This window comes from Ramlibacter sp., assembly GCF_029866045.1.
Lineage (GTDB): Bacteria > Pseudomonadota > Gammaproteobacteria > Burkholderiales > Burkholderiaceae_C > Ramlibacter.
In genome coordinates this window covers 112,485-129,538 of the sequence record NZ_JARXAB010000021.1, presented here as the reverse complement: position 1 = coordinate 129,538, position 17,054 = coordinate 112,485, and the positions used below count along the sequence as shown (strand labels likewise).

The window sequence follows — 17,054 nt, the reverse complement described above, 5'->3', positions numbered from 1 at the left end:
ATGAGCACGCCACACCGCGTCGTCTGCCAGGCCGTCCCTGACCTGCCTGGCGCCTCCTGGACCAACGCCTGGCGCGTCGGCAATGAGGTGGTGATGTCGGGCATGACTGGCCACCCCGCCACCCGCGAGGCGGCGCAGGCGGGCCAGCCCCTGGGTGCTTACGCACAGACCCTGGTGGTGCTGCACAAGCTCGAGGACCTGGTACGGGCCGCGGGCGGGCACCGACACAACATCCTCAAGACGGTGGTCTACCTGACCGACATCGCCGACAAGGACGAGGTCGGCCGAGCCCGCAGGGACTTTTTCGGCGCTCACTTTCCCTGCTCCACGCTGGTGGAGGTGCGCGCCCTGGTGTTCGCCGAGCTGAAGGTGGAGATCGACGCCTGGGCCCGGCTGGACGTGGACCTGCGCGAGGCGCAAACCATGCCATCGATTCAAGTGGTGATGGCGCCTGGCGCCTGAGGAAAGCAAGACATGGATCTGGGAATTTCCGGCAAGAAGGCCCTGGTGTGCGGCGCAAGCGCCGGGCTGGGACTGGCATGCGCCACTGCGCTGGCCACCGAGGGCGCGCAGGTGGTCATCGTGGCACGCACCGAGGGCCCGCTGCGGGAAGCAGCGGCGGGTCTGGCCGAACTGGCCGCGCCCAGTGGCGGCCAGGTCGCGTGGGTCGCCGCCGACGTCACTACCGCCGAGGGCCGTGCGCGCATCTTCGCCGCGCATCCGCAGTTCGACATCGTCGTCACCAACGCCGGCGGGCCGCCGGCGGGCGATTTCCGGAACTGGGACCGCGAGGACTGGATCGGCGCACTGGACGCCAACATGCTGGCGCCGATCGAACTGATCAAAGCAACGGTGGACGGCATGATGGACCGTGGCTTTGGCCGGATCGTCAACATCACCTCCAGCGCGGTGAAGTCACCGCTGGAGATCCTGGGCCTGTCCAACGGCGCGCGCGCCGGCCTCACCGGCTTCGCCGCCGGGCTGGCGCGCAGCGTCATCGCCCGCGGCGTGACCATCAACAACCTGCTGCCCGGTACCTTCGACACTGCCCGACTGGCGAGCAACTTTGCAACCCAGGCCAAGCGCGATGGCAAGAGCGTGGCCGAGATACGCGCCGCCCGCGTCGCCAAACACCCGGCCCGGCGTCTGGGCCAGCCCGAGGAGCTGGGCAAGACCTGCGCCTTCCTGTGCAGCGTGCATGCCGGCTACATCAACGGCCAGAACGTCCTGCTCGATGGCGGGTCCTTCCCTGGCGCATTCTGAATTCCGAGGAGTCTCTTCGCATGCAAGCAATGAACATCGGCATCGCCGGCGGCGGCGTCGGCGGGCTGACCGCCGCGATCGCGCTGCGCCGCGCCGGGCACGAGGTCACCGTCTACGAGCAGGCAAAGCAGTGGATGCGCGTCGGCGCCGACATCAACCTCACGCCCAATGTGGTGCGGGCACTGGACGGACTGGGCGGTGGCATCGGCGCGCGTATTCGCGCGGAGGGCGCACAGCCGACCTACCGCATCAGCCGCGACTGGGATACGAATGCCGAGACCTCTCGCCTGGGCATGGGCAATATCGCCGAGACGCAGTACGGCGCGCCTCAGGTGACCATCCACCGCGCCGATCTGCTGGCGGCACTTGCGGCCGAATTTCCGGGGGAGCGGGTACTTTTTGCCAAACGCATGGCCACGCTGACGCAGGACGCGCAGGGTGTGACACTCACCTTCGAAGACGGCAGCAGCGCCCGGCATGACCTGGTCGTCGGCGCCGACGGCATTCACTCCCGGGTTCGCGCAGCCCTGTTCGGAGAAGAAAAGCCGCGCTTCACCGGCGTCGTCTCCTACCGCGCCGTGGTGCCGACCGAGCGGGTCAAAGACGTGCCCGAGATCGAGGCCTTCACCAAGTGGTGGGGGCCCAACGCACACACCCAGATCGTGACCTTCCCGCTTAACCAGGGCCGCGAGACCTTCGTCTTCGCCACCACCGGGCAGCCTGATTGGACCGAGGAGTCCTGGACCAGCGAGGGCGATGTGCATGAACTGCGCGCCGCCTACCAAGACTTCCATGCCGAACCACGCAAGCTGCTCGAGGCCTGCGACAGCGTTCTCAAGAGCGCACTGTACGAGCGCGAACCCCTGACCCGCTGGGGCGTGGGCACGGTGACCCTGCTGGGCGACGCCTGCCACCCGATGCTGCCCTTCATGGCACAGGGCGCCGGCATGGCGATCGAGGACGCGGTGGTGCTGGGTCGCGCGCTCACCGAGGCCGCGACACGCCCCCAGGCGCAAAAGGGACTACAGGTTTACGAGGATGCGCGCCGCGAACGCACCGCGAGAATCCAGATCGGTTCGCGCGGAAACCAGTGGATGAAGGGCCCTGGCAATGCCGACTGGGTCTATGGCTACGACGCCTGGAACACCCCCTTGGCCTGAGGGGCCGTGCAAGAGATTCAATTCACCCTGCAGAAGTAACCAAAGAACGGAGACCACATGAAGCACACGTCGAATCATTCGCTGCCCCGCCGCAGCACACTGGGGCTGCTGGCAGCCAGCGGCCTGGCCCTGGCCGCCGGAATGCCGCAGCTGGCATCGGCCCAGGCCGCCTTCCCCTCGCGCCAGGTCACCCTGGTCGTGCCCTTCCCGCCAGGCGGCGGGCCCGACCTGGCCGCGCGCATCATCGGCGAGAAACTCGCGCCGCGCCTGGGCCAGCCCGTGGTGGTGGACAACAAGCCTGGCGCCGGCGCTTTGGTGGGCGCCAGCTTCGTCGCCAAGGCGCCGGCCGATGGCCACACCCTTCTGCTCACACCCAACACCATGGTCATCTCGCCCCATGTGCTGCCCCCTGGTGCGGGCGGCGGCGTCGATGTGCACAAGGACTTGGCGCCAGTGATCGCGCCGGCCACCACGCCCCTGGTGCTGGTCGCCAACCCCTCTCTCGGGGCCAACAATCTGAAGGCGGCGCTCGAGGCCGCGCGCAAGTCCCCGGGTCTGCCCTATGGCAGCGCGGGGAACGGATCGCCCATGCACTTCGCCGGTGAGATGTTCAAGCGCAGCACCAAGCTGGACCTGATGCACGTGCCCTACAAGGGCGTCGCTCCGTCAATCACCGCCTCGCTCGCGGGCGAAGTCAAGCTGCTGTACGTGGGCCTGGGCGGCGCAGTGCCGCACATCAAAGCCGGCAAGCTGGTGCCCCTGGCGGTCACCGAGGCCCGTCGCTCCGAGCTGCTGCCCGAGGTGCCCACCGCCACCGAGCAGGGTGTGCCCGGGGTGGAGGTGAACGCCTGGTACGGCGTGTTCGCGCCTGCAGCCACGCCTGCAGCCACCATCGCCCGCATCAACCGCGAGATCAATGAGGTGATCAAGATGCCCGAGGTGCGCGACAAGCTCATGGCCGCGGGCATCGAGGTGGCCGGCGGTTCGCCGCAGGTGCTCGAGGGCTTTATGAAAGCCGACAACCAGCGCTACGGCACGCTGGCGCGCGAGCTCAATATCAAGGCCGACTGACCCGGTCGGCCAACCTGGCGCATGTAGCCCGCGCCAGGCTTTCCACCCCCATGGCCCCGCGCCCCAACTTCCTACTGTTCGTCACCGACCAGCACCGCGCCGATCTTCTGGGATGCGCGGGCCACGCGCGGGTGCGCACGCCGCACATCGACGCCCTGGCGGCGGGCGGCGCGCGCTTCGAGCAGTTCCATGTTGCGACCCCGATCTGCCAGCCCAATCGGGCCTCGCTCATGACCGGGCGCCTGCCCAGCGCGCACGGGCTGCAGATGAACGGGCGCGAGCTCTCGCTGGGCGAATCGACCTTCGTGGAGCAACTGCGCGAGGCCGGCTGGCGCACCGCATTGGCGGGCAAGTCGCATTTGCAGAACATCACCGCGGTGGCGCCCCCTTGGCCCGCCGCTGGCCAGAGACTGCCGCAGGACGCAAGCCGGCCCTACCCGGGCCGCTACGGCCAGGAGGTGGGCCGCCGGTGGGAAGAGGACCCCGGCTGGGAGCTCGATCTCCCCTATTACGGCTTCGAGCGGGTGGCACTGAGCATCGGCCACGGCGACGAGCAACAGGGGCACTGGCGCCGGTGGCTGCGGGCCCAGCTGCCGCCAGGCGAAGCAGACCGATTGATCGGCCCGGCGAACGCCATCCCCACGCCGGGGCTGGCCCTGGGCGCGCTGGGCCAGGCCTGGCGCACCCGCGTACCGGAAGATCTCTACCCCACCGCCTGGATCGCCCAGCAAACCTGCGCCATGCTGGCCGACTTCGCGCAAGGCGCGCAAGGCAAAAACGGAGAGCAGGGGAGGCAGCCCTTCTTCCTGCAATGCTCCTTCCCCGACCCGCACCATCCCTTCACCCCTCCCGGGCGCTACTGGGACCTGTTCAGGCCAGAGGACATGCCCCTGCCCGAGACCTTTGCGGCCGAGGGCGTGAACCCGCCGCCTGCCCTGGCCTGGCTGCGCGCGCAGCGCAGCGCCAACCCCGGCTTCAAGCCGGGCTTTGGGGCCTTCGCCTGCAGCGCGCAGGAGGCCCGAGAGGCCCAGGCCCTGCACCACGGCAGCCTGGCCTGCATCGACGATGCGGTGGGTCAGGTGATGGCGCAATTGCGGGCGCTCGGCCTGGACGGCAACACGGTGGTGATGTTCACGGCCGACCACGGCGAGCTGCTGGGGGAACGCGGCCTGATGTTCAAGGGCGGGCTGCACTACGACGCGCTCACCCGGGTGCCCTTCATCTGGCGCGACACGGCGCAATCGCCCGACATGAAGGCTTCGCAAGGAGGCCGCGAGCGCGCAGCACCGGCGGGCCGCGTCGTCGACGCCCTGGCACAGACGACCGACATCGCCGCCACGGTGCTGGCACGCGCCGGCCTCCTGCCAGCCAACGGCATGCACGGGCGGTCGCTGCTGCCCGTGCTACGGGGCGAGGTGCAGGAGGTGCGCGAGGCGCTGCTGGTCGAGGAGGAAAGCCAGCGCGCCGACTTCGGCATGGACCGCCGGGTGCGCATGCGCACGCTGCGCACCCGGCAGCACCGCCTCACCTTCTATGACGGCCAGCCCTGGGGGGAGCTGTACGACCTGCAGGCCGACCCGAAGGAGTTGCGCAATCTCTGGAGCGCGCCCGCTGCACAGGCGGTGCGCAGCGAGCTGATGGAGCGCCTGGCTCGGGCGATGCTGGAGGCAGCAGACACCAGCCCCTATCCCACCGCCTCGGCCTGATCTGGCGGGGCAGATGCGGGTGAACCACCCGCCCGGGCGACCTCACCCAGGAGGGTCGCGCGTGAATCGGCGGGAATAGGCCGGCGGGGGCGCAGGCTCAGAGCGCGAGCACCAGTCGCTCGCTCTTGCAGCCGCCGACGCAGATCATCATGGTCTTGTTCGCCTCGCGCTCGGCCTTGCTCAGAACCGAATCGCGGTGGTCGGGCAGGCCCTCGAGAACCTGGGTCTCGCAGGCGCCGCAAATGCCGTCCTCGCAGCTGGTGACAGGCTCAACGCCATTGGCGCGCAGGGCCTGCAGCAGGGTCTGGTCGGCGGTGACGGTGAATTCCTTGCCTGACTGCTTAAGGATCACGGTAAACCCGCTGCGCGCATCGGCAGCCGCCTTCACCTCGACGGCGGCGAAGCGCTCGATGTGGGCCTTGGTGTAGCCCAGGTCGGCGCAGTTTTTCTCGAAGGCATCGAGCATCACCGCGGGGCCGCAGGCGTAGTAGTGGGTGTTGGCGCCGGCAGGCCGAGCCGCCAGCAGGGCCCGCAGGTCGGGCGGGCCGCCGCGCGCGTCGTCAAAGTGCCAGTGCACCGGCGCGCCCAGGGCCTCCACCTCGGCGACGAAGGCGGCGTGCGGTTGCGAGCGGGCGAAGTACAGCACTTCGAAGGGCCGGCCTAGGGCCTGCAGGCGTCGGCCCATGCACAGGATGGGTGTGATGCCGATGCCGCCGGCGACCAGCACGCTGTGGTCGGCGCCTTCTTGAAGCGGGAAGTTGTTGCGCGGCGCGCTGATGGTGAGGGTGCTGCCGACACGCAGCTGCTCGTGCACCCAGCGCGAGCCGCCTCGACTCTTGGCGTCCTTCAAGACGCCCACGCAGTAGCGGTGGGTTTCACCGGCGGGATTGAACAGCGAGTAGGAGCGCACCTGGCCGTTGCCCAGGTGCAGGTCGATGTGGGAGCCCGCTTCGAAGGCGGGAAAGGCGGTGGCACCCACCGGGTGCAGCTCGATGCTGTGGATGTCCTTGGCTTCGTAGCGGATCTGGGAGACCAGGGCGGTCAGGGTCGCGGTCACGGGAGCGGGCCTTTACGGAGGTAATGCTGGGGAGCTGTAGAGCGTAACAGGGGAAGCCAGGGCCGGCCGGCTGGGGGGCTACTTCTGGCCGAGAGCACGGTGACAGGCGGCGGGTCGCGGGTAGGGCCCAGGTCGGCAGCCCGTGCAGGGAGTGCCACCGGGTACGACCACGGGGTCAGGTCGCCTGACCCGCCTTTTCAAGTTGCGCGGCGGCCAGATTGCGGTAGTGCCGGCGCAGGCGGACGATGCCCATGTCGTGCTGGTACAGGTGCTCGCGCTTGTTGGCGTCGGGCTCCATCGCCTCCATCGGCACGCGGTCCTGCTCGAGGACGTTCCAGTGCCGCTGCTCCAGGCGGTTCTTGTACAGGAAGCGCCAGGTGTCGCGCTCCCAGCCCTCGACCTTGCGGCAACGCCAGTGAAAGACGCCGCTGGCGCGTGCGGCAATGGGCGTGTAGCTGCCGATGATGGTGAAAGGGCCGCCAGGGCCGCCAGTCTTGGGATAGGGAATCGCCAGACGCATCCAGTGGGTGCCGTTGTCGATCCACTCGGTCCAGTCGAAGTTGATGCCCTTCTGGCCCTTCTTCTCGAAGATGAAGCCCTGGTCGGTGTCGGTGAGCTGAAACTCGGCGCTGATCTCACCCTCGGCCATGGAGTGCGACTGCCGGTGCAGGTAGGCGCCGTGCATCGGGTCCATCACGTTGTCGATCACATAACGGTAGTCGCAGCCCCACTCGGTGTAGCAAAGGAATGAGGACCACTCGGGAGACGAAAGCTGCTCCGGGAGCACCAGCGGGGGCGGGCTCTCGCAGTGCGGGTCGGTGGCGTTGAACAGGAAGATGGCGTCAGCGGCCTCGGCCGCGTGAAAGCGCCGCGCGGCCTTCATGCCCTCGAGCTTGCAGCCGGGGCTGCCCGGCACCTTGGTCACGACGCCATCTTGGCGCACCTCGACCCCGTGGTAGGCGCAGGCCAGTCGGTCGCCCAGGATCACGCCCAGCGAGAGCGGCGCGCCACGGTGGGGGCAGTGGTCCTCCAGCGCTTGCACCTGCCCTTGGCCATCACGCCACAGCACGATCTTGTAGCCCAGGCGCCGCAGCGAGACGGGCTGTTCCTTCACGAAGTGCGAGGGGCAGACCGGGAACCACAGGTCCTTGAGGCCCTGCGCGAGGGCTGCGTCGATCGGGTCCTGCTGGAAATTCACGGGGGCGTAGGCCATGTTCATGTCGGTCTCCGGTTCGAGGCGAGCGTCGGTCTGCGGCAGGTTGGGGCTTGCTTGGCGCTTTTCTTAGCAGTTGTTCGGGGCTCAGGCCGCCGCCAAGCGGGCGATCTCTCGCGAGTAACTCTGGGCTGTCCAGGCTTGGCCGTTGGGCGCCGAGGGGCCCGCCTGGTTCAGATAGGCGACCAGGCCGTGCAGGTCATGGATGCCCTGGCCGAAAGCGCGCTCGATCGAGTCACCCAGCAGGCTTTCATAAGCGGTGGGTACGGCGCGGCGATTCTGATGGGTTTCGTTATAGAGCGGCTGTTCGGCCATGGCGTTCTCCGGAGCGGTCGTAACGAATCGGGTGGGCGTGTTCCGTTGCAAAACTGTGCGCGAGCCTGGGGGGGCGGGGAGGTCTCGCCTCATCCCTTGGGCTTGTCAGTCATGAAGCGGCCCGAAGGCGCCTCGGCATTGACTTGGCGGCGAGTCTTGCCGTCGATGCCGCCCTTGACCGCCCACTCGGCGAACACGGTGGGTCCGGGGGTGAAGTCGCGCGGCTGCCAGTCGCCGGTGAGTTCGTCCTCGTCGGTGTAGTACTCCACCAGCGCGCCGGCGGGACTCACAAAGTACCAGAACATCGCCGAGGAAATGGGGTGGCGACCCGGGCCAAGTTCGGTGTCCCAGCCGCAGCGAGACATATGAAGGCCGCCACCGACCACCTCATGCAAATCCCTCACCGCAAACGCCACATGGTTGAGGCCTTTGCGCGGCTCGGGCGGCTGCAGCAGGAACAGGTCGTGGTGCCCGCCCTCGGGCGCACAGCGCAAGAAGCTGCCGCGGCCGGGATAGCGGTCGGAGAGGACGAAGCCCAGCTTCTCCTCATAGAAGCGGGTCACCTCGGCCAGGTCGTGGACGAACAAGACCACATGGCCCACCTCCACCGGGGTGGCCCGGTCGTAGGCGGGGCTGGCTTGATTGATGCGATGGCGCGCGGACCAGGTATTGGTCTTGGCCGATTCGATCTCGATCGGCCTTTTGCGACTGACCTGAATGCGAAGGGCCAGGCCGTTGGGGTCGATGCATGCGATGCGGCCGGCATCGTCGACGAAGCCAGGCTGTCCGTTCAGGCGAGCACGGAAATGCGCCAGGGTCTCGGGGCTGTCGACGCCCCAGACCACCTCGCGCAGCGTGGGATCGGGCTCGATGCCTGTCGGCAGCCCCGGCGTGTCGGAGTGCGCGACGATGACCCGGCAACCGTTCAGACTCTCGAACACAAGCGCCTCGGGCGCCTCCGAGATCAGGGTGAGGCCCCAGTCCTGGAAGAACCGGCGACAGGCGGCGAGATCGGTCGCGCCGAAGGTGATTTCGTCGATGCCCTGGATGTTCATGCCTGCTCGCTGATTTTTGATGCCTGTCCGCCGATTTGTTTCATTAATAAAACAAGGTTTCTTATCTGAAACGAACAAATTTTAGGTGAAGGGCCGATGCTCGTCCACGGGAAACCCAGCGAAAGACTCGGTTTGCGTCAGCGGCAGGGAAAGGCCGTGTCGAATGAGGCCTGGACGAGACTGCCCGCGGAATAGTGCCGATCGGCGGGGTTCGTACGCAGGTACTCAAGCACCACATCGACAAGTTGTCCCGCCTTCACGTTCTTGGGCAGGCAGAACATGTAGCCGCTCTTGGCGCCGGCCTGCCCATTCCACGTGTCGGCGACGCCGACGACGAAACCAAAAGCCATCGAGGCGCTCACCAGGGACCGGGATGTCTCGCGCTTGTAATCGGTCAGTCGCTCGTAGAGGTCATTGCCGTCTAGAAACGCGGCGTTGGCACTGGTGGAAATGACCAGGGCGGCGAGGACGAGGAGTTTGGCAGGCGCCGATGTCTTGGGCATGGATGGATCGCTGCGAGTCTTTGTTCTGAAGTTGTAACAGCTTTTCGGATGGCGTCTCCCATCGCGGCCTCACCTCCTGTCGCCACGGTCGCCAACCGGGCGCGTCGCGCGCGGTGTCCTATTTGCCGATGCAGAACTTAGAGAAGATGACGCCCAGCAGATCGTCGGCCGTGAACTCGCCAGTGATCTCGCCGAGAGCGTTTTGGCCCAGGCGCAACTCCTCGGCCATGAGGTCCAGCGCCGAGGCCTGTGCGGCGAGCAAGTCATGGGCCGCCTGCAGGTGACCGCCCACCCGCCCGAGCGCCTGCACATGGCGCTCACGCGCCAGCCACACGCCCTCGGGCGCAGACTGCCAGCCAGCCACCTCGAGCAATCGCGCGCGCAGCGCCGCCAGGCCCTCGCCAGTGCGCGCCGACAGCGCCAGCCCGACATCGGGCAGGGCCGCAGGGGCCAGGTCCTGCTTGTTAAAGACCTCGATGACCGGCACCTGCGCGGGCAGGCGCTCGGCGAGCGTGGCGCGAATCCGCGCGTCGTCCGCCTGGTAGGGGACCTCGCCCAGGCGCGACAGGTCGTGGAGAAACAGCACGGCGTCGGCGCCAGTGATCCGCTCCCAGGCGCGCTCGATGCCGATCTTCTCCACCGGGTCCTCGCTTTCGCGCAGGCCTGCGGTGTCGACCACATTCAGGGGCACACCCTCGATCTGGATGGACTGGCTCACCACGTCCCTGGTGGTGCCAGCGATCGGGGTGACGATGGCCAGTTCCGCACCCGCGAGTGCGTTGAGCAGCGAACTCTTGCCGGCATTGGGCTGGCCTGCGATGACCACGGTGATGCCCTCGCGCAGGAGAGCGCCCTGGCGTGTGCGGGCAAGCACCTGGGCCAGACGCGCCTGCAGACGATCGAGCTGGCCTTGGGCGTCGGACTGCCGGAGGAAGTCGATCTCCTCCTCCGGGAAGTCGAGCGTTGCCTCGACCAGCATGCGCAGATGGATCAGGGCATCGCGCAGGGCGTGCACCTCGCGCGAGAACTCGCCCGCGAGCGATCGGCTGGCGCTGCGCGCAGCGGCTTCGGTGCTGGCGTCAATCAGGTCGGCGATGGCCTCGGCCTGGGCCAGGTCAATCTTGTCGTTGAGGAATGCCCGCTGGGTGAACTCGCCGGGATCGGCCACGCGCAGGCCGGGGAGGCGGGACTCTCCGCTGGCGGCATCGATCTCGGCAGCGGCCTCCAGGCAGCGGGCCAGCAGCAGCTGCAACACCACCGGTCCCCCGTGGGCCTGCAACTCCAGCACGTCCTCGCCCGTGAAGGAGTGCGGGGCAGGGAAAAACAAGGCCAGGCCGTGGTCGATGGCCCTGCCGTCCGACGCCACGAACGGGCCATAACGCGCCTGCCGCGCCTGCAACTCGCGGCCGCACAAGGCGCGTACCAGCGCGCCCAAGCCGCGGCCGGAGACCCGCACGATACCCACGGCACCACGACCTGGCGCGGTGGCAATGGCGGCAATCGGCGCGTTGCGGTCTGCGAGCATGGTGGTGAAAGAGGCCTCGGGGCTCCGTCATTGGAAAGGGCCGCTAGGCGGCCCTTTTTGTTTTACTTGAACTTCGGCATGTTGAACTCCGGAGGGACCCCCATACGCGTATTGATCATCCATTGCTGGGCGATAGACAACAGGTTGTTGGTGATCCAGTACAGCACCAGGCCGGACGGAAAAACAAAGAACATGACCGAGAAGACCAGGGGCATGATCCACATCAGCTTGGCCTGCATCGGGTCAGGCGGCACCGGGTTGAGCGCGGTCTGCAGCATGGTAGACAGGGTCATGATCACCGGTAGGATGTAGAACGGGTCCTTGGCCGAGAGGTCTTGGATCCAGCCGATCCAAGGGGCGTGCCGCATCTCGATCGAGGACAGCAGCACCCAGTACAGCGCGATGAACACCGGGATCTGAACCACGATGGGCAGACAGCCGCCCAGGGGGTTGACCTTCTCTTCACGGTACAGACGCATCATCTCTTGCTGCATCTGCTGCGGGTTGTCCTTGAGCCGCTCACGCATCGCCATGACGCGGGGATTAACCGCCTTCATCTTGGCCATGCTCTCGTAGCCCTTGGCCTGCAGCCAGTAGAAGGCGATCTTGATCAGAAGCACCAAGCCCATGATGGACCAGCCCCAGTTGCCCAGGAAGCTGTGCAGCTTGTCCAGCAGCCAGTACAGGGGCTTGGCCAGGATGGTGAGCCAGCCGTAGTCCTTGACCAAGTCCAGACCCGGAGCGACGCGCTCGAGCATCTTTTCTTCCTGCGGACCGGTAAAGAACTTCGACTGCACGGTGGCCGTTGAGCCCGGGGCCACTGCCTGCGGTGCGGTGATCATGCCCGCCGCATAGAGGTTGGTGTCCACCTTGCGCATGAACAGATCGCGCGGCTGACCCTGGGGCAGGATCCAGGCGCTGGCAAAGTAGTGCTGCACCAAGGCCACATAGCCGGCGCTGGACTTGGTCTGGAAGTCGGCCTTGCCTTTTTCTATGTCGGCAAATTCAACCTTCTGGAACTTCTTTTCCTCGGTGAAGACCGCGGGGCCGGTGAAGGTTGAATAGAAGGCCGATTCGTCGGCAGGCTTGTTGCCATCGCGCACCAGCTGCAGGTACACCTGCGGCGAGACAGGCTGGCTGCCGGTGTTGATGATCTCGTGCTTGACCGCAATGTCATAAGCTCCGCGCTGCAGCTGGTAGGTCTTGACCAGCTTGACGCCATTTTTCTCCGGCGACTCAAAGCGAACGGCCAGTGACTGGCTGCCCTCGCCGAGCGTGCGCTCGCCGGGCACCAGAGTCATCACCGTCTTGTGGTTGGGGAAATCACCGCCGATCAGGCCGGTCTGGGCCAGGTATACGCGCTGGGCCGACTGCTCGAGGAGGACGAAGCGCGGGTCTTGCGGCAGGCCGGCGGTGTTGTCGGCCGCATGGCGAAGAAACTCGGCGCGCACCAAGGACCCCCCCTCGGTGTCGAAAACCAGGCGCATCAGGTCCGTGGTGATGGTGACCTGCTCCCGCGCGGCGACCGCCGCCTTGCCCGAGGGCACGTCGGCAACGCCAGCGGCGGCGGCGGTGGAGGTCGGCAACGACGTGGCACCGGGGGTGGCGCTGGCCGATGCTGCCGCGGGTGGTGCCTTGGCCGTGGTGGCCGCCGGGCTGGGGAAAAAGGTGGCCGAGTTACCGTTGTAAACCTGCCATTGGTCCCACAGCAACACCATGGAGAAACCGAAAACCACCCAGAGGATGGTGCGACGAATGTCGTTCATGAGGTCTTCTTGTGAGGCAAAGAGTTGATTGGCTCGGCCGAGGGGGCCGGGCGCAGGCGGGCAAACAAACGCGGAGGCTCTGCAGGTACGGGATCATGCCCGCCCGCACACCAGGGGTGGCAACGGGCGATGCGTGCGCTGGCCAAGTAAGCACCGGCGAGGGCGCCATGCTGCTCGAGCGCGCCCAGGGCGTAGACGGAGCAGGTCGGGGTGAAGCGGCAGGAGGAACCGAGCCAGGGGGACAACAGCAGACGGTAGGCCTTGACCAGACCGATCAGCGTGGCGCGCATCATGACCTGGCACCTGAGAACAAGGCCTTCAACTCGGCCCGCAGGGCCTGTTTGAGGGCCAAGGAACTGGCACTGGGAAAAGCCTGGCGGTCCACGCCTGACCGAAGCCGGACCACATGGGCGGCTTCAGGGAGGGAGGCAAATTCACTGGCCACGGCGTAGATCTGACGTCGGATGGTGTTTCGGGTGACCGCCCGCTTTGCCCAGCGCTTGGGAATCAGGGCGCCGATCCAGGGAGCCCGGACAGCAAACAGGGCCTGCGGTCCCTGGGACCCAGACCCTGTCGAATCCAGCGCGCAACGGTGCAATGCGAAATGCGGGGTGCGTGCCACCGTGGCACCCGCCAGAACGGCGTCGAACTGTTGACGATGCTGGAGCCGCTGCACGTGCCGGTACGGGATCGGTCAGCGGAGTCCGCGCAAACGACGACAGGACAAGTCTGTCGGATCAGGCGCCGCGAGGGCGGTGGCCCTCAGACAGCCAGACGCTTGCGGCCCTTGGCGCGGCGCGCATTGATGACGGCGCGGCCACCGCGAGTCTTCATGCGGACCAGGAAGCCGTGGGTGCGGGCACGGCGCACTTTGGAAGGTTGATAGGTGCGTTTCATGATCTTCGGACCAGGATGGGGGTTGAAGGACGCGAGCGCAAAGCGCAGCCAGCAAAGCCGGTTAGCCGACTCGTAGGCGCGTCCAGGGAACCCGGCATTATCGCCGAAAACTGTCAGCCCAGCAAGGATGAGGCGTTGCGGCACTCCGTGAGCGTGGAGTTACCAGATGCCGGCACAGCCGTCAACGCAGCGATCGCGGCTTGTGGACAAGTTCTGAATAAACTAGACTCCGCCGCTCTCCCGCGTGCCAGCTATCCACAACAAGAGACCTCATTGATGATCCAGGTTCCCCAACCAGAAACCGATGCCGGGGGATCGGCAAGCAGCCCGGGTACTGGCGACAGCCTCTGGCAGACCTGCGTAGAGCAATTGGCCCAGGAGATGCCTGAGCAGCAGTTCAACACGTGGATCAAGCCCCTGACCGCACGGGTCAGTGATGACCTCTCCAAGGTCACTTTGTTCGTCGCCAACCGGTTCAAACTCGACTGGATCCGGGCCCAATACGCGGGTCGTATTTCGACACTGCTCGAGCGCCTGTACGGCCAGGCTATAGCATTGGAGTTGGTGCTTGCTCACCGGGAGTCTCCCGTGCGTGTTTCATCACAGCCTGTGGCACCGGATCCTGTGTCGACGGCAGAGCCTACTGATCTGGCCGAGGATTCAGCTGCCAACGGCTTCAAGACGCGCCTCAATACCGCATTGACTTTTGACACCCTGGTGGAAGGCAGCGCCAACCGGATGGCACGGGCAGCAGCTCTGCATGTGGCGAGTTCTCCGGGACAGCTCTACAACCCATTATTCATCTACGGTGGGGTCGGGCTGGGCAAGACCCACCTGGTTCATGCGGTAGGCAATCGCTTGTTGGCCGACCGGCCAAATGCCAAGGTTCTCTACATCCATGCCGAACAGTTTGTCTCGGATGTGGTTAAAGCCTACCAGCGCAAGACCTTTGACCAGTTCAAAGAGCGCTACCACTCCTTAGACCTGCTCCTGATCGACGACGTCCAGTTCTTTGCCAACAAGGACCGGACACAGGAAGAGTTTTTCAACGCCTTTGAGGCCCTGCTGGCCAAGAAGTCACACATCGTGATGACGTCAGACACCTACCCCAAGGGCCTGGCAGACATCCACGAGCGACTGATTTCCAGGTTCGACGCCGGCTTGACCGTGGCGATCGAGCCGCCGGAGTTGGAGATGCGCGTGGCCATCTTGATCAACAAGGCACGGGTCGAGGGTGCGGAGATGCCGGAGGAGGTCGCCTTTTTCGTAGCCAAGAACGTGCGCTCCAACGTTCGCGAGCTCGAAGGGGCCCTGCGCAAGATCTTGGCGTACTCACGGTTCAACCAGAAGGAGATCTCCATCCAGCTGGCCCGTGAGGCCCTGCGTGACCTGCTATCTATCCAGAACCGGCAGATCAGCGTGGAGAACATCCAGAAGACGGTCGCCGACTACTACAAGATCAAGGTCGCCGACATGTACAGCAAGAAGCGCCCGGCCTCCATCGCCAGGCCGCGCCAGATCGCGATGTACTTGGCCAAGGAACTGACCCAGAAAAGCCTGCCGGAAATCGGCGAATTGTTCGGCGGCAGGGATCACACCACCGTTCTCCACGCGGTGCGAAAGATTTCTGGCGAACGCCAGCAGTTCTCGGATCTCAACCAGCAACTTCACGTGCTCGAGCAGACCCTCAAAGGGTAATCCCTAGCTGGTAGGTATGCGCCCCAACACTGGGGGCCCCAATCATTGCCTCCTCTGGCTGGCACACCTGCGCCCTTTTGTCCTTTTTGAATGTTGTTCTTTTTGAGTGCCGCCCCTTTACCCTCTGACTCCTTTCACGGTTTTTGTAACCTGAAGGGATGTGTTTCAAGCCCCGCTGGCGGTTTGTCTCAGCCGATGACCCAAGGACAAGCCTGGGGATAGTTTCGGCATAAGCCTGGTCTTGTGCACAGGCGAGTCCGGATCTTCAGCCTTATCCACTTTGATGCGACAGCAGATGCGGGGGTCGCCCACAGGATCACGGGCAGGGCAAGTGCTTGGTACGGTTCAAAAAAAGGCGTTTTTCCACAGCGGCGGAGCCCCTCTACTAGCTACTACTATTTTTAAAAAAGAACATCTATAGAGACAAGTGCAACTGAGTTTTGGCGAACCGATGGAGCTCGAACAGGGTTTTCAACCCTGGTTGAGCAACCAAGACACGACGCCCCGGCAGACCTGCCGAATGAAAAGCCGCAAAGTCATGTGGCGGTAGGCGAAAACAGAGCCAGAAACAGGGGAAAATGTCTGGGGTAGTCCGCAAAGGGGATTCCGCCTTTGCGGCCCCCGGCCGAAACCCCCGAAGAGAAGAGGAATTCATGATTGTCCTGAAGGCAACGCAAGACAAGGTTCTGTCGGTCCTGCAGTCGGTTTCCGGCATCGTCGAGCGTCGGCATACCCTGCCTGTGCTGGCCAACGTCCTGATTCGAAAGACTGCCAGCTCGGTCCAGCTGACGACCAGCGACCTGGAAATTCAGATCCGTACCACCGCCGAGCTCGGTGGGGACGCAGGCAATTTCACGACCACGGTCGGCGCGCGCAAATTGATCGACATCCTGCGCACCATGCCCTCGGACCAGACGGTGAGCCTGGAGTCAAACCAGAACAAGCTCACGCTCAAGGGCGGCAAGAGCCGCTTCACCCTGCAGACCTTGCCAGCCGAGGACTTTCCGCTGGTGCAGGAGGCGCCGAGCTTTGGGCCCGTTTTCAGCGTGCCCCAAAAAACCCTCAAGGACCTCCTGAACCAGGTGTCTTTTGCGATGGCGGTTCACGACATTCGCTATTACCTCAACGGCATTCTTTTCGTTGCTGAAGGCAAGCAGTTGTCCCTGGTGGCGACCGACGGTCACCGCTTGGCTTTTGCCAGCGCCACCCTGGACGTTGAAGTGCCGCGCCAGGAGGTGATCCTTCCGCGCAAGACGGTTCTTGAATTGCAGCGCCTGTTGTCCGACGCCGAAGGGGCGATCGAGATGCAGTTCGCCAGCAACCAGGCCAAGTTTTCTTTCGACGGCATGGAGTTTGTGACCAAGCTGGTCGAGGGAAAGTTTCCCGACTACAACCGCGTCATCCCGAAGAACCATCGCAACCATGTCACCCTGGGCCGCGAGCCACTTCTCCGGAGCCTGCAGCGCACCGCCATCCTGACCAGCGAGAAGTTCAAGGGTGTGCGCCTGAACGTCGAGCCTGGGGTTCTGCGAGTCGCCAGCAACAACGCCGAGCAGGAAGAGGCTGTCGACGAACTCGACATCGACTACGGCGGTGACAGCATCGAGATCGGCTTCAACGTCACCTACCTGATCGATGCCCTCTCCAACATGTCCCAGGACATGGTCAAGATCGAGTTGCAAGACGCCAACAGCTCGGCGCTCGTCACCAATCCCGAGAACAACGCTTTCAAGTACGTCGTGATGCCCATGCGTATCTGAAGCCGCACTCGTCGGTAGCGTTTTTGACGCTGCCAGCGAGAGTGCTCCCCGAATTCCGGACCCGC

Annotated in this window: 17 protein-coding genes; 7 read left to right on the top strand and 10 right to left on the bottom strand. The window is 65.3% G+C overall.

From position 1 onward, the window contains the following. From QE494_RS02190 to QE494_RS02170, 5 genes are read left to right on the top strand one after another with little or no spacing between them, the layout of a single operon-like run. Positions 1-462: a RidA family protein gene (locus QE494_RS02190; protein WP_300041079.1), complete on the top strand. Its 462-nt coding sequence runs from the start codon at positions 1-3 to the stop codon at positions 460-462. 12 nt (positions 463-474) lie between these two features. After that, on the top strand, positions 475-1,263 hold the full coding sequence (locus QE494_RS02185) for an SDR family oxidoreductase (protein ID WP_300041077.1): 789 nt from the start codon (positions 475-477) through the stop codon (positions 1,261-1,263). Between the two features lie 20 nt (positions 1,264-1,283). Beyond that, positions 1,284-2,423 (top strand): FAD-dependent monooxygenase, encoded by a 1,140-nt coding sequence (locus tag QE494_RS02180; protein WP_300041075.1) that lies wholly within the window; start codon positions 1,284-1,286, stop codon positions 2,421-2,423. Between the two features lie 57 nt (positions 2,424-2,480). Continuing rightward, positions 2,481-3,494, top strand: a complete 1,014-nt coding sequence (locus tag QE494_RS02175) for a tripartite tricarboxylate transporter substrate binding protein (protein ID WP_300041073.1) — start codon at positions 2,481-2,483, stop codon at positions 3,492-3,494. A 50-nt stretch (positions 3,495-3,544) separates the two neighbouring features. Next, positions 3,545-5,200 carry a sulfatase gene (locus tag QE494_RS02170; RefSeq protein ID WP_300041071.1) on the top strand — a complete coding sequence of 552 codons (1,656 nt, stop codon included), beginning with the start codon at positions 3,545-3,547 and terminating at the stop codon, positions 5,198-5,200. Positions 5,201-5,297: 97 nt separating this feature from the next. Here the strand turns inward: QE494_RS02170 and QE494_RS02165 are convergent, their stop codons facing one another. The 10 genes from QE494_RS02165 to rpmH all read right to left on the bottom strand — a co-directional run bounded on the left by QE494_RS02165 (position 5,298) and on the right by rpmH (position 13,531). Next, complete coding sequence (locus QE494_RS02165; RefSeq protein WP_300041069.1) at positions 5,298-6,257, bottom strand: PDR/VanB family oxidoreductase; 960 nt, start codon at positions 6,255-6,257, stop codon at positions 5,298-5,300. Between the two features lie 175 nt (positions 6,258-6,432). Continuing rightward, entirely contained in the window at positions 6,433-7,476 is a 1,044-nt protein-coding gene (locus QE494_RS02160) for an aromatic ring-hydroxylating dioxygenase subunit alpha (RefSeq protein WP_300041067.1), read from the bottom strand. An 81-nt stretch (positions 7,477-7,557) separates the two neighbouring features. Beyond that, a complete protein-coding gene (locus QE494_RS02155; RefSeq protein WP_300041065.1) occupies positions 7,558-7,785 on the bottom strand; it encodes a recombinase-like helix-turn-helix domain-containing protein in 228 nt (75 codons plus the stop codon). 89 nt (positions 7,786-7,874) lie between these two features. After that, complete coding sequence (locus QE494_RS02150; RefSeq protein WP_300041063.1) at positions 7,875-8,840, bottom strand: VOC family protein; 966 nt, start codon at positions 8,838-8,840, stop codon at positions 7,875-7,877. Between the two features lie 137 nt (positions 8,841-8,977). After that, a complete protein-coding gene (locus tag QE494_RS02145; protein WP_300041061.1) occupies positions 8,978-9,343 on the bottom strand; it encodes a Rap1a/Tai family immunity protein in 366 nt (121 codons plus the stop codon). 118 nt (positions 9,344-9,461) lie between these two features. Then, complete coding sequence (gene mnmE, locus QE494_RS02140) at positions 9,462-10,868, bottom strand: tRNA uridine-5-carboxymethylaminomethyl(34) synthesis GTPase MnmE (protein WP_300041059.1); 1,407 nt, start codon at positions 10,866-10,868, stop codon at positions 9,462-9,464. 62 nt (positions 10,869-10,930) lie between these two features. Then, positions 10,931-12,634, bottom strand: coding sequence for a membrane protein insertase YidC (gene yidC, locus QE494_RS02135; RefSeq protein ID WP_300041057.1), 1,704 nt, complete (start codon positions 12,632-12,634; stop codon positions 10,931-10,933). Then, the gene (yidD, locus tag QE494_RS02130; RefSeq protein WP_300041055.1) at positions 12,631-12,927 is read right to left on the bottom strand and encodes a membrane protein insertion efficiency factor YidD; all 297 of its coding nucleotides are present in this window, start codon (positions 12,925-12,927) and stop codon (positions 12,631-12,633) included. Before yidD ends, yidC begins: the two co-directional genes overlap by 4 nt. Then, a complete protein-coding gene (locus tag QE494_RS02125) occupies positions 12,924-13,310 on the bottom strand; it encodes a ribonuclease P protein component (protein WP_300041053.1) in 387 nt (128 codons plus the stop codon). Before QE494_RS02125 ends, yidD begins: the two co-directional genes overlap by 4 nt. Before the next feature lie 86 nt (positions 13,311-13,396). Next, a complete protein-coding gene (gene rpmH, locus QE494_RS02120) occupies positions 13,397-13,531 on the bottom strand; it encodes a 50S ribosomal protein L34 (protein WP_027101598.1) in 135 nt (44 codons plus the stop codon). Between the two features lie 276 nt (positions 13,532-13,807). Between rpmH and dnaA the strand changes: the two genes are divergently transcribed. After that, positions 13,808-15,229, top strand: a complete 1,422-nt coding sequence (dnaA, locus tag QE494_RS02115) for a chromosomal replication initiator protein DnaA (RefSeq protein WP_300041051.1) — start codon at positions 13,808-13,810, stop codon at positions 15,227-15,229. Between the two features lie 653 nt (positions 15,230-15,882). Then, positions 15,883-16,989 carry a DNA polymerase III subunit beta gene (dnaN, locus tag QE494_RS02110; RefSeq protein ID WP_300041049.1) on the top strand — a complete coding sequence of 369 codons (1,107 nt, stop codon included), beginning with the start codon at positions 15,883-15,885 and terminating at the stop codon, positions 16,987-16,989. Positions 16,990-17,054 lie beyond the last annotated feature (65 nt).

What these genes read in the sequence shown, in the direction of transcription:
- QE494_RS02190 (WP_300041079.1), top strand. Translation starts at nt 1, where the DNA reads ATGAGCACGCCACACCGCGTCGTCTGCCAGGCCGTCCCTGACCTGCCT.
- QE494_RS02185 (WP_300041077.1), top strand. Translation starts at nt 475, where the DNA reads ATGGATCTGGGAATTTCCGGCAAGAAGGCCCTGGTGTGCGGCGCAAGC.
- QE494_RS02180 (WP_300041075.1), top strand. Translation starts at nt 1,284, where the DNA reads ATGCAAGCAATGAACATCGGCATCGCCGGCGGCGGCGTCGGCGGGCTG.
- QE494_RS02175 (WP_300041073.1), top strand. Translation starts at nt 2,481, where the DNA reads ATGAAGCACACGTCGAATCATTCGCTGCCCCGCCGCAGCACACTGGGG.
- QE494_RS02170 (WP_300041071.1), top strand. Translation starts at nt 3,545, where the DNA reads ATGGCCCCGCGCCCCAACTTCCTACTGTTCGTCACCGACCAGCACCGC.
- QE494_RS02160 (WP_300041067.1), bottom strand. Translation starts at nt 7,476, where the DNA reads ATGAACATGGCCTACGCCCCCGTGAATTTCCAGCAGGACCCGATCGAC.
- QE494_RS02155 (WP_300041065.1), bottom strand. Translation starts at nt 7,785, where the DNA reads ATGGCCGAACAGCCGCTCTATAACGAAACCCATCAGAATCGCCGCGCC.
- QE494_RS02150 (WP_300041063.1), bottom strand. Translation starts at nt 8,840, where the DNA reads ATGAACATCCAGGGCATCGACGAAATCACCTTCGGCGCGACCGATCTC.
- QE494_RS02145 (WP_300041061.1), bottom strand. Translation starts at nt 9,343, where the DNA reads ATGCCCAAGACATCGGCGCCTGCCAAACTCCTCGTCCTCGCCGCCCTG.
- mnmE (WP_300041059.1), bottom strand. Translation starts at nt 10,868, where the DNA reads ATGCTCGCAGACCGCAACGCGCCGATTGCCGCCATTGCCACCGCGCCA.
- yidC (WP_300041057.1), bottom strand. Translation starts at nt 12,634, where the DNA reads ATGAACGACATTCGTCGCACCATCCTCTGGGTGGTTTTCGGTTTCTCC.
- yidD (WP_300041055.1), bottom strand. Translation starts at nt 12,927, where the DNA reads ATGATGCGCGCCACGCTGATCGGTCTGGTCAAGGCCTACCGTCTGCTG.
- rpmH (WP_027101598.1), bottom strand. Translation starts at nt 13,531, where the DNA reads ATGAAACGCACCTATCAACCTTCCAAAGTGCGCCGTGCCCGCACCCAC.
- dnaA (WP_300041051.1), top strand. Translation starts at nt 13,808, where the DNA reads ATGATCCAGGTTCCCCAACCAGAAACCGATGCCGGGGGATCGGCAAGC.
- dnaN (WP_300041049.1), top strand. Translation starts at nt 15,883, where the DNA reads ATGATTGTCCTGAAGGCAACGCAAGACAAGGTTCTGTCGGTCCTGCAG.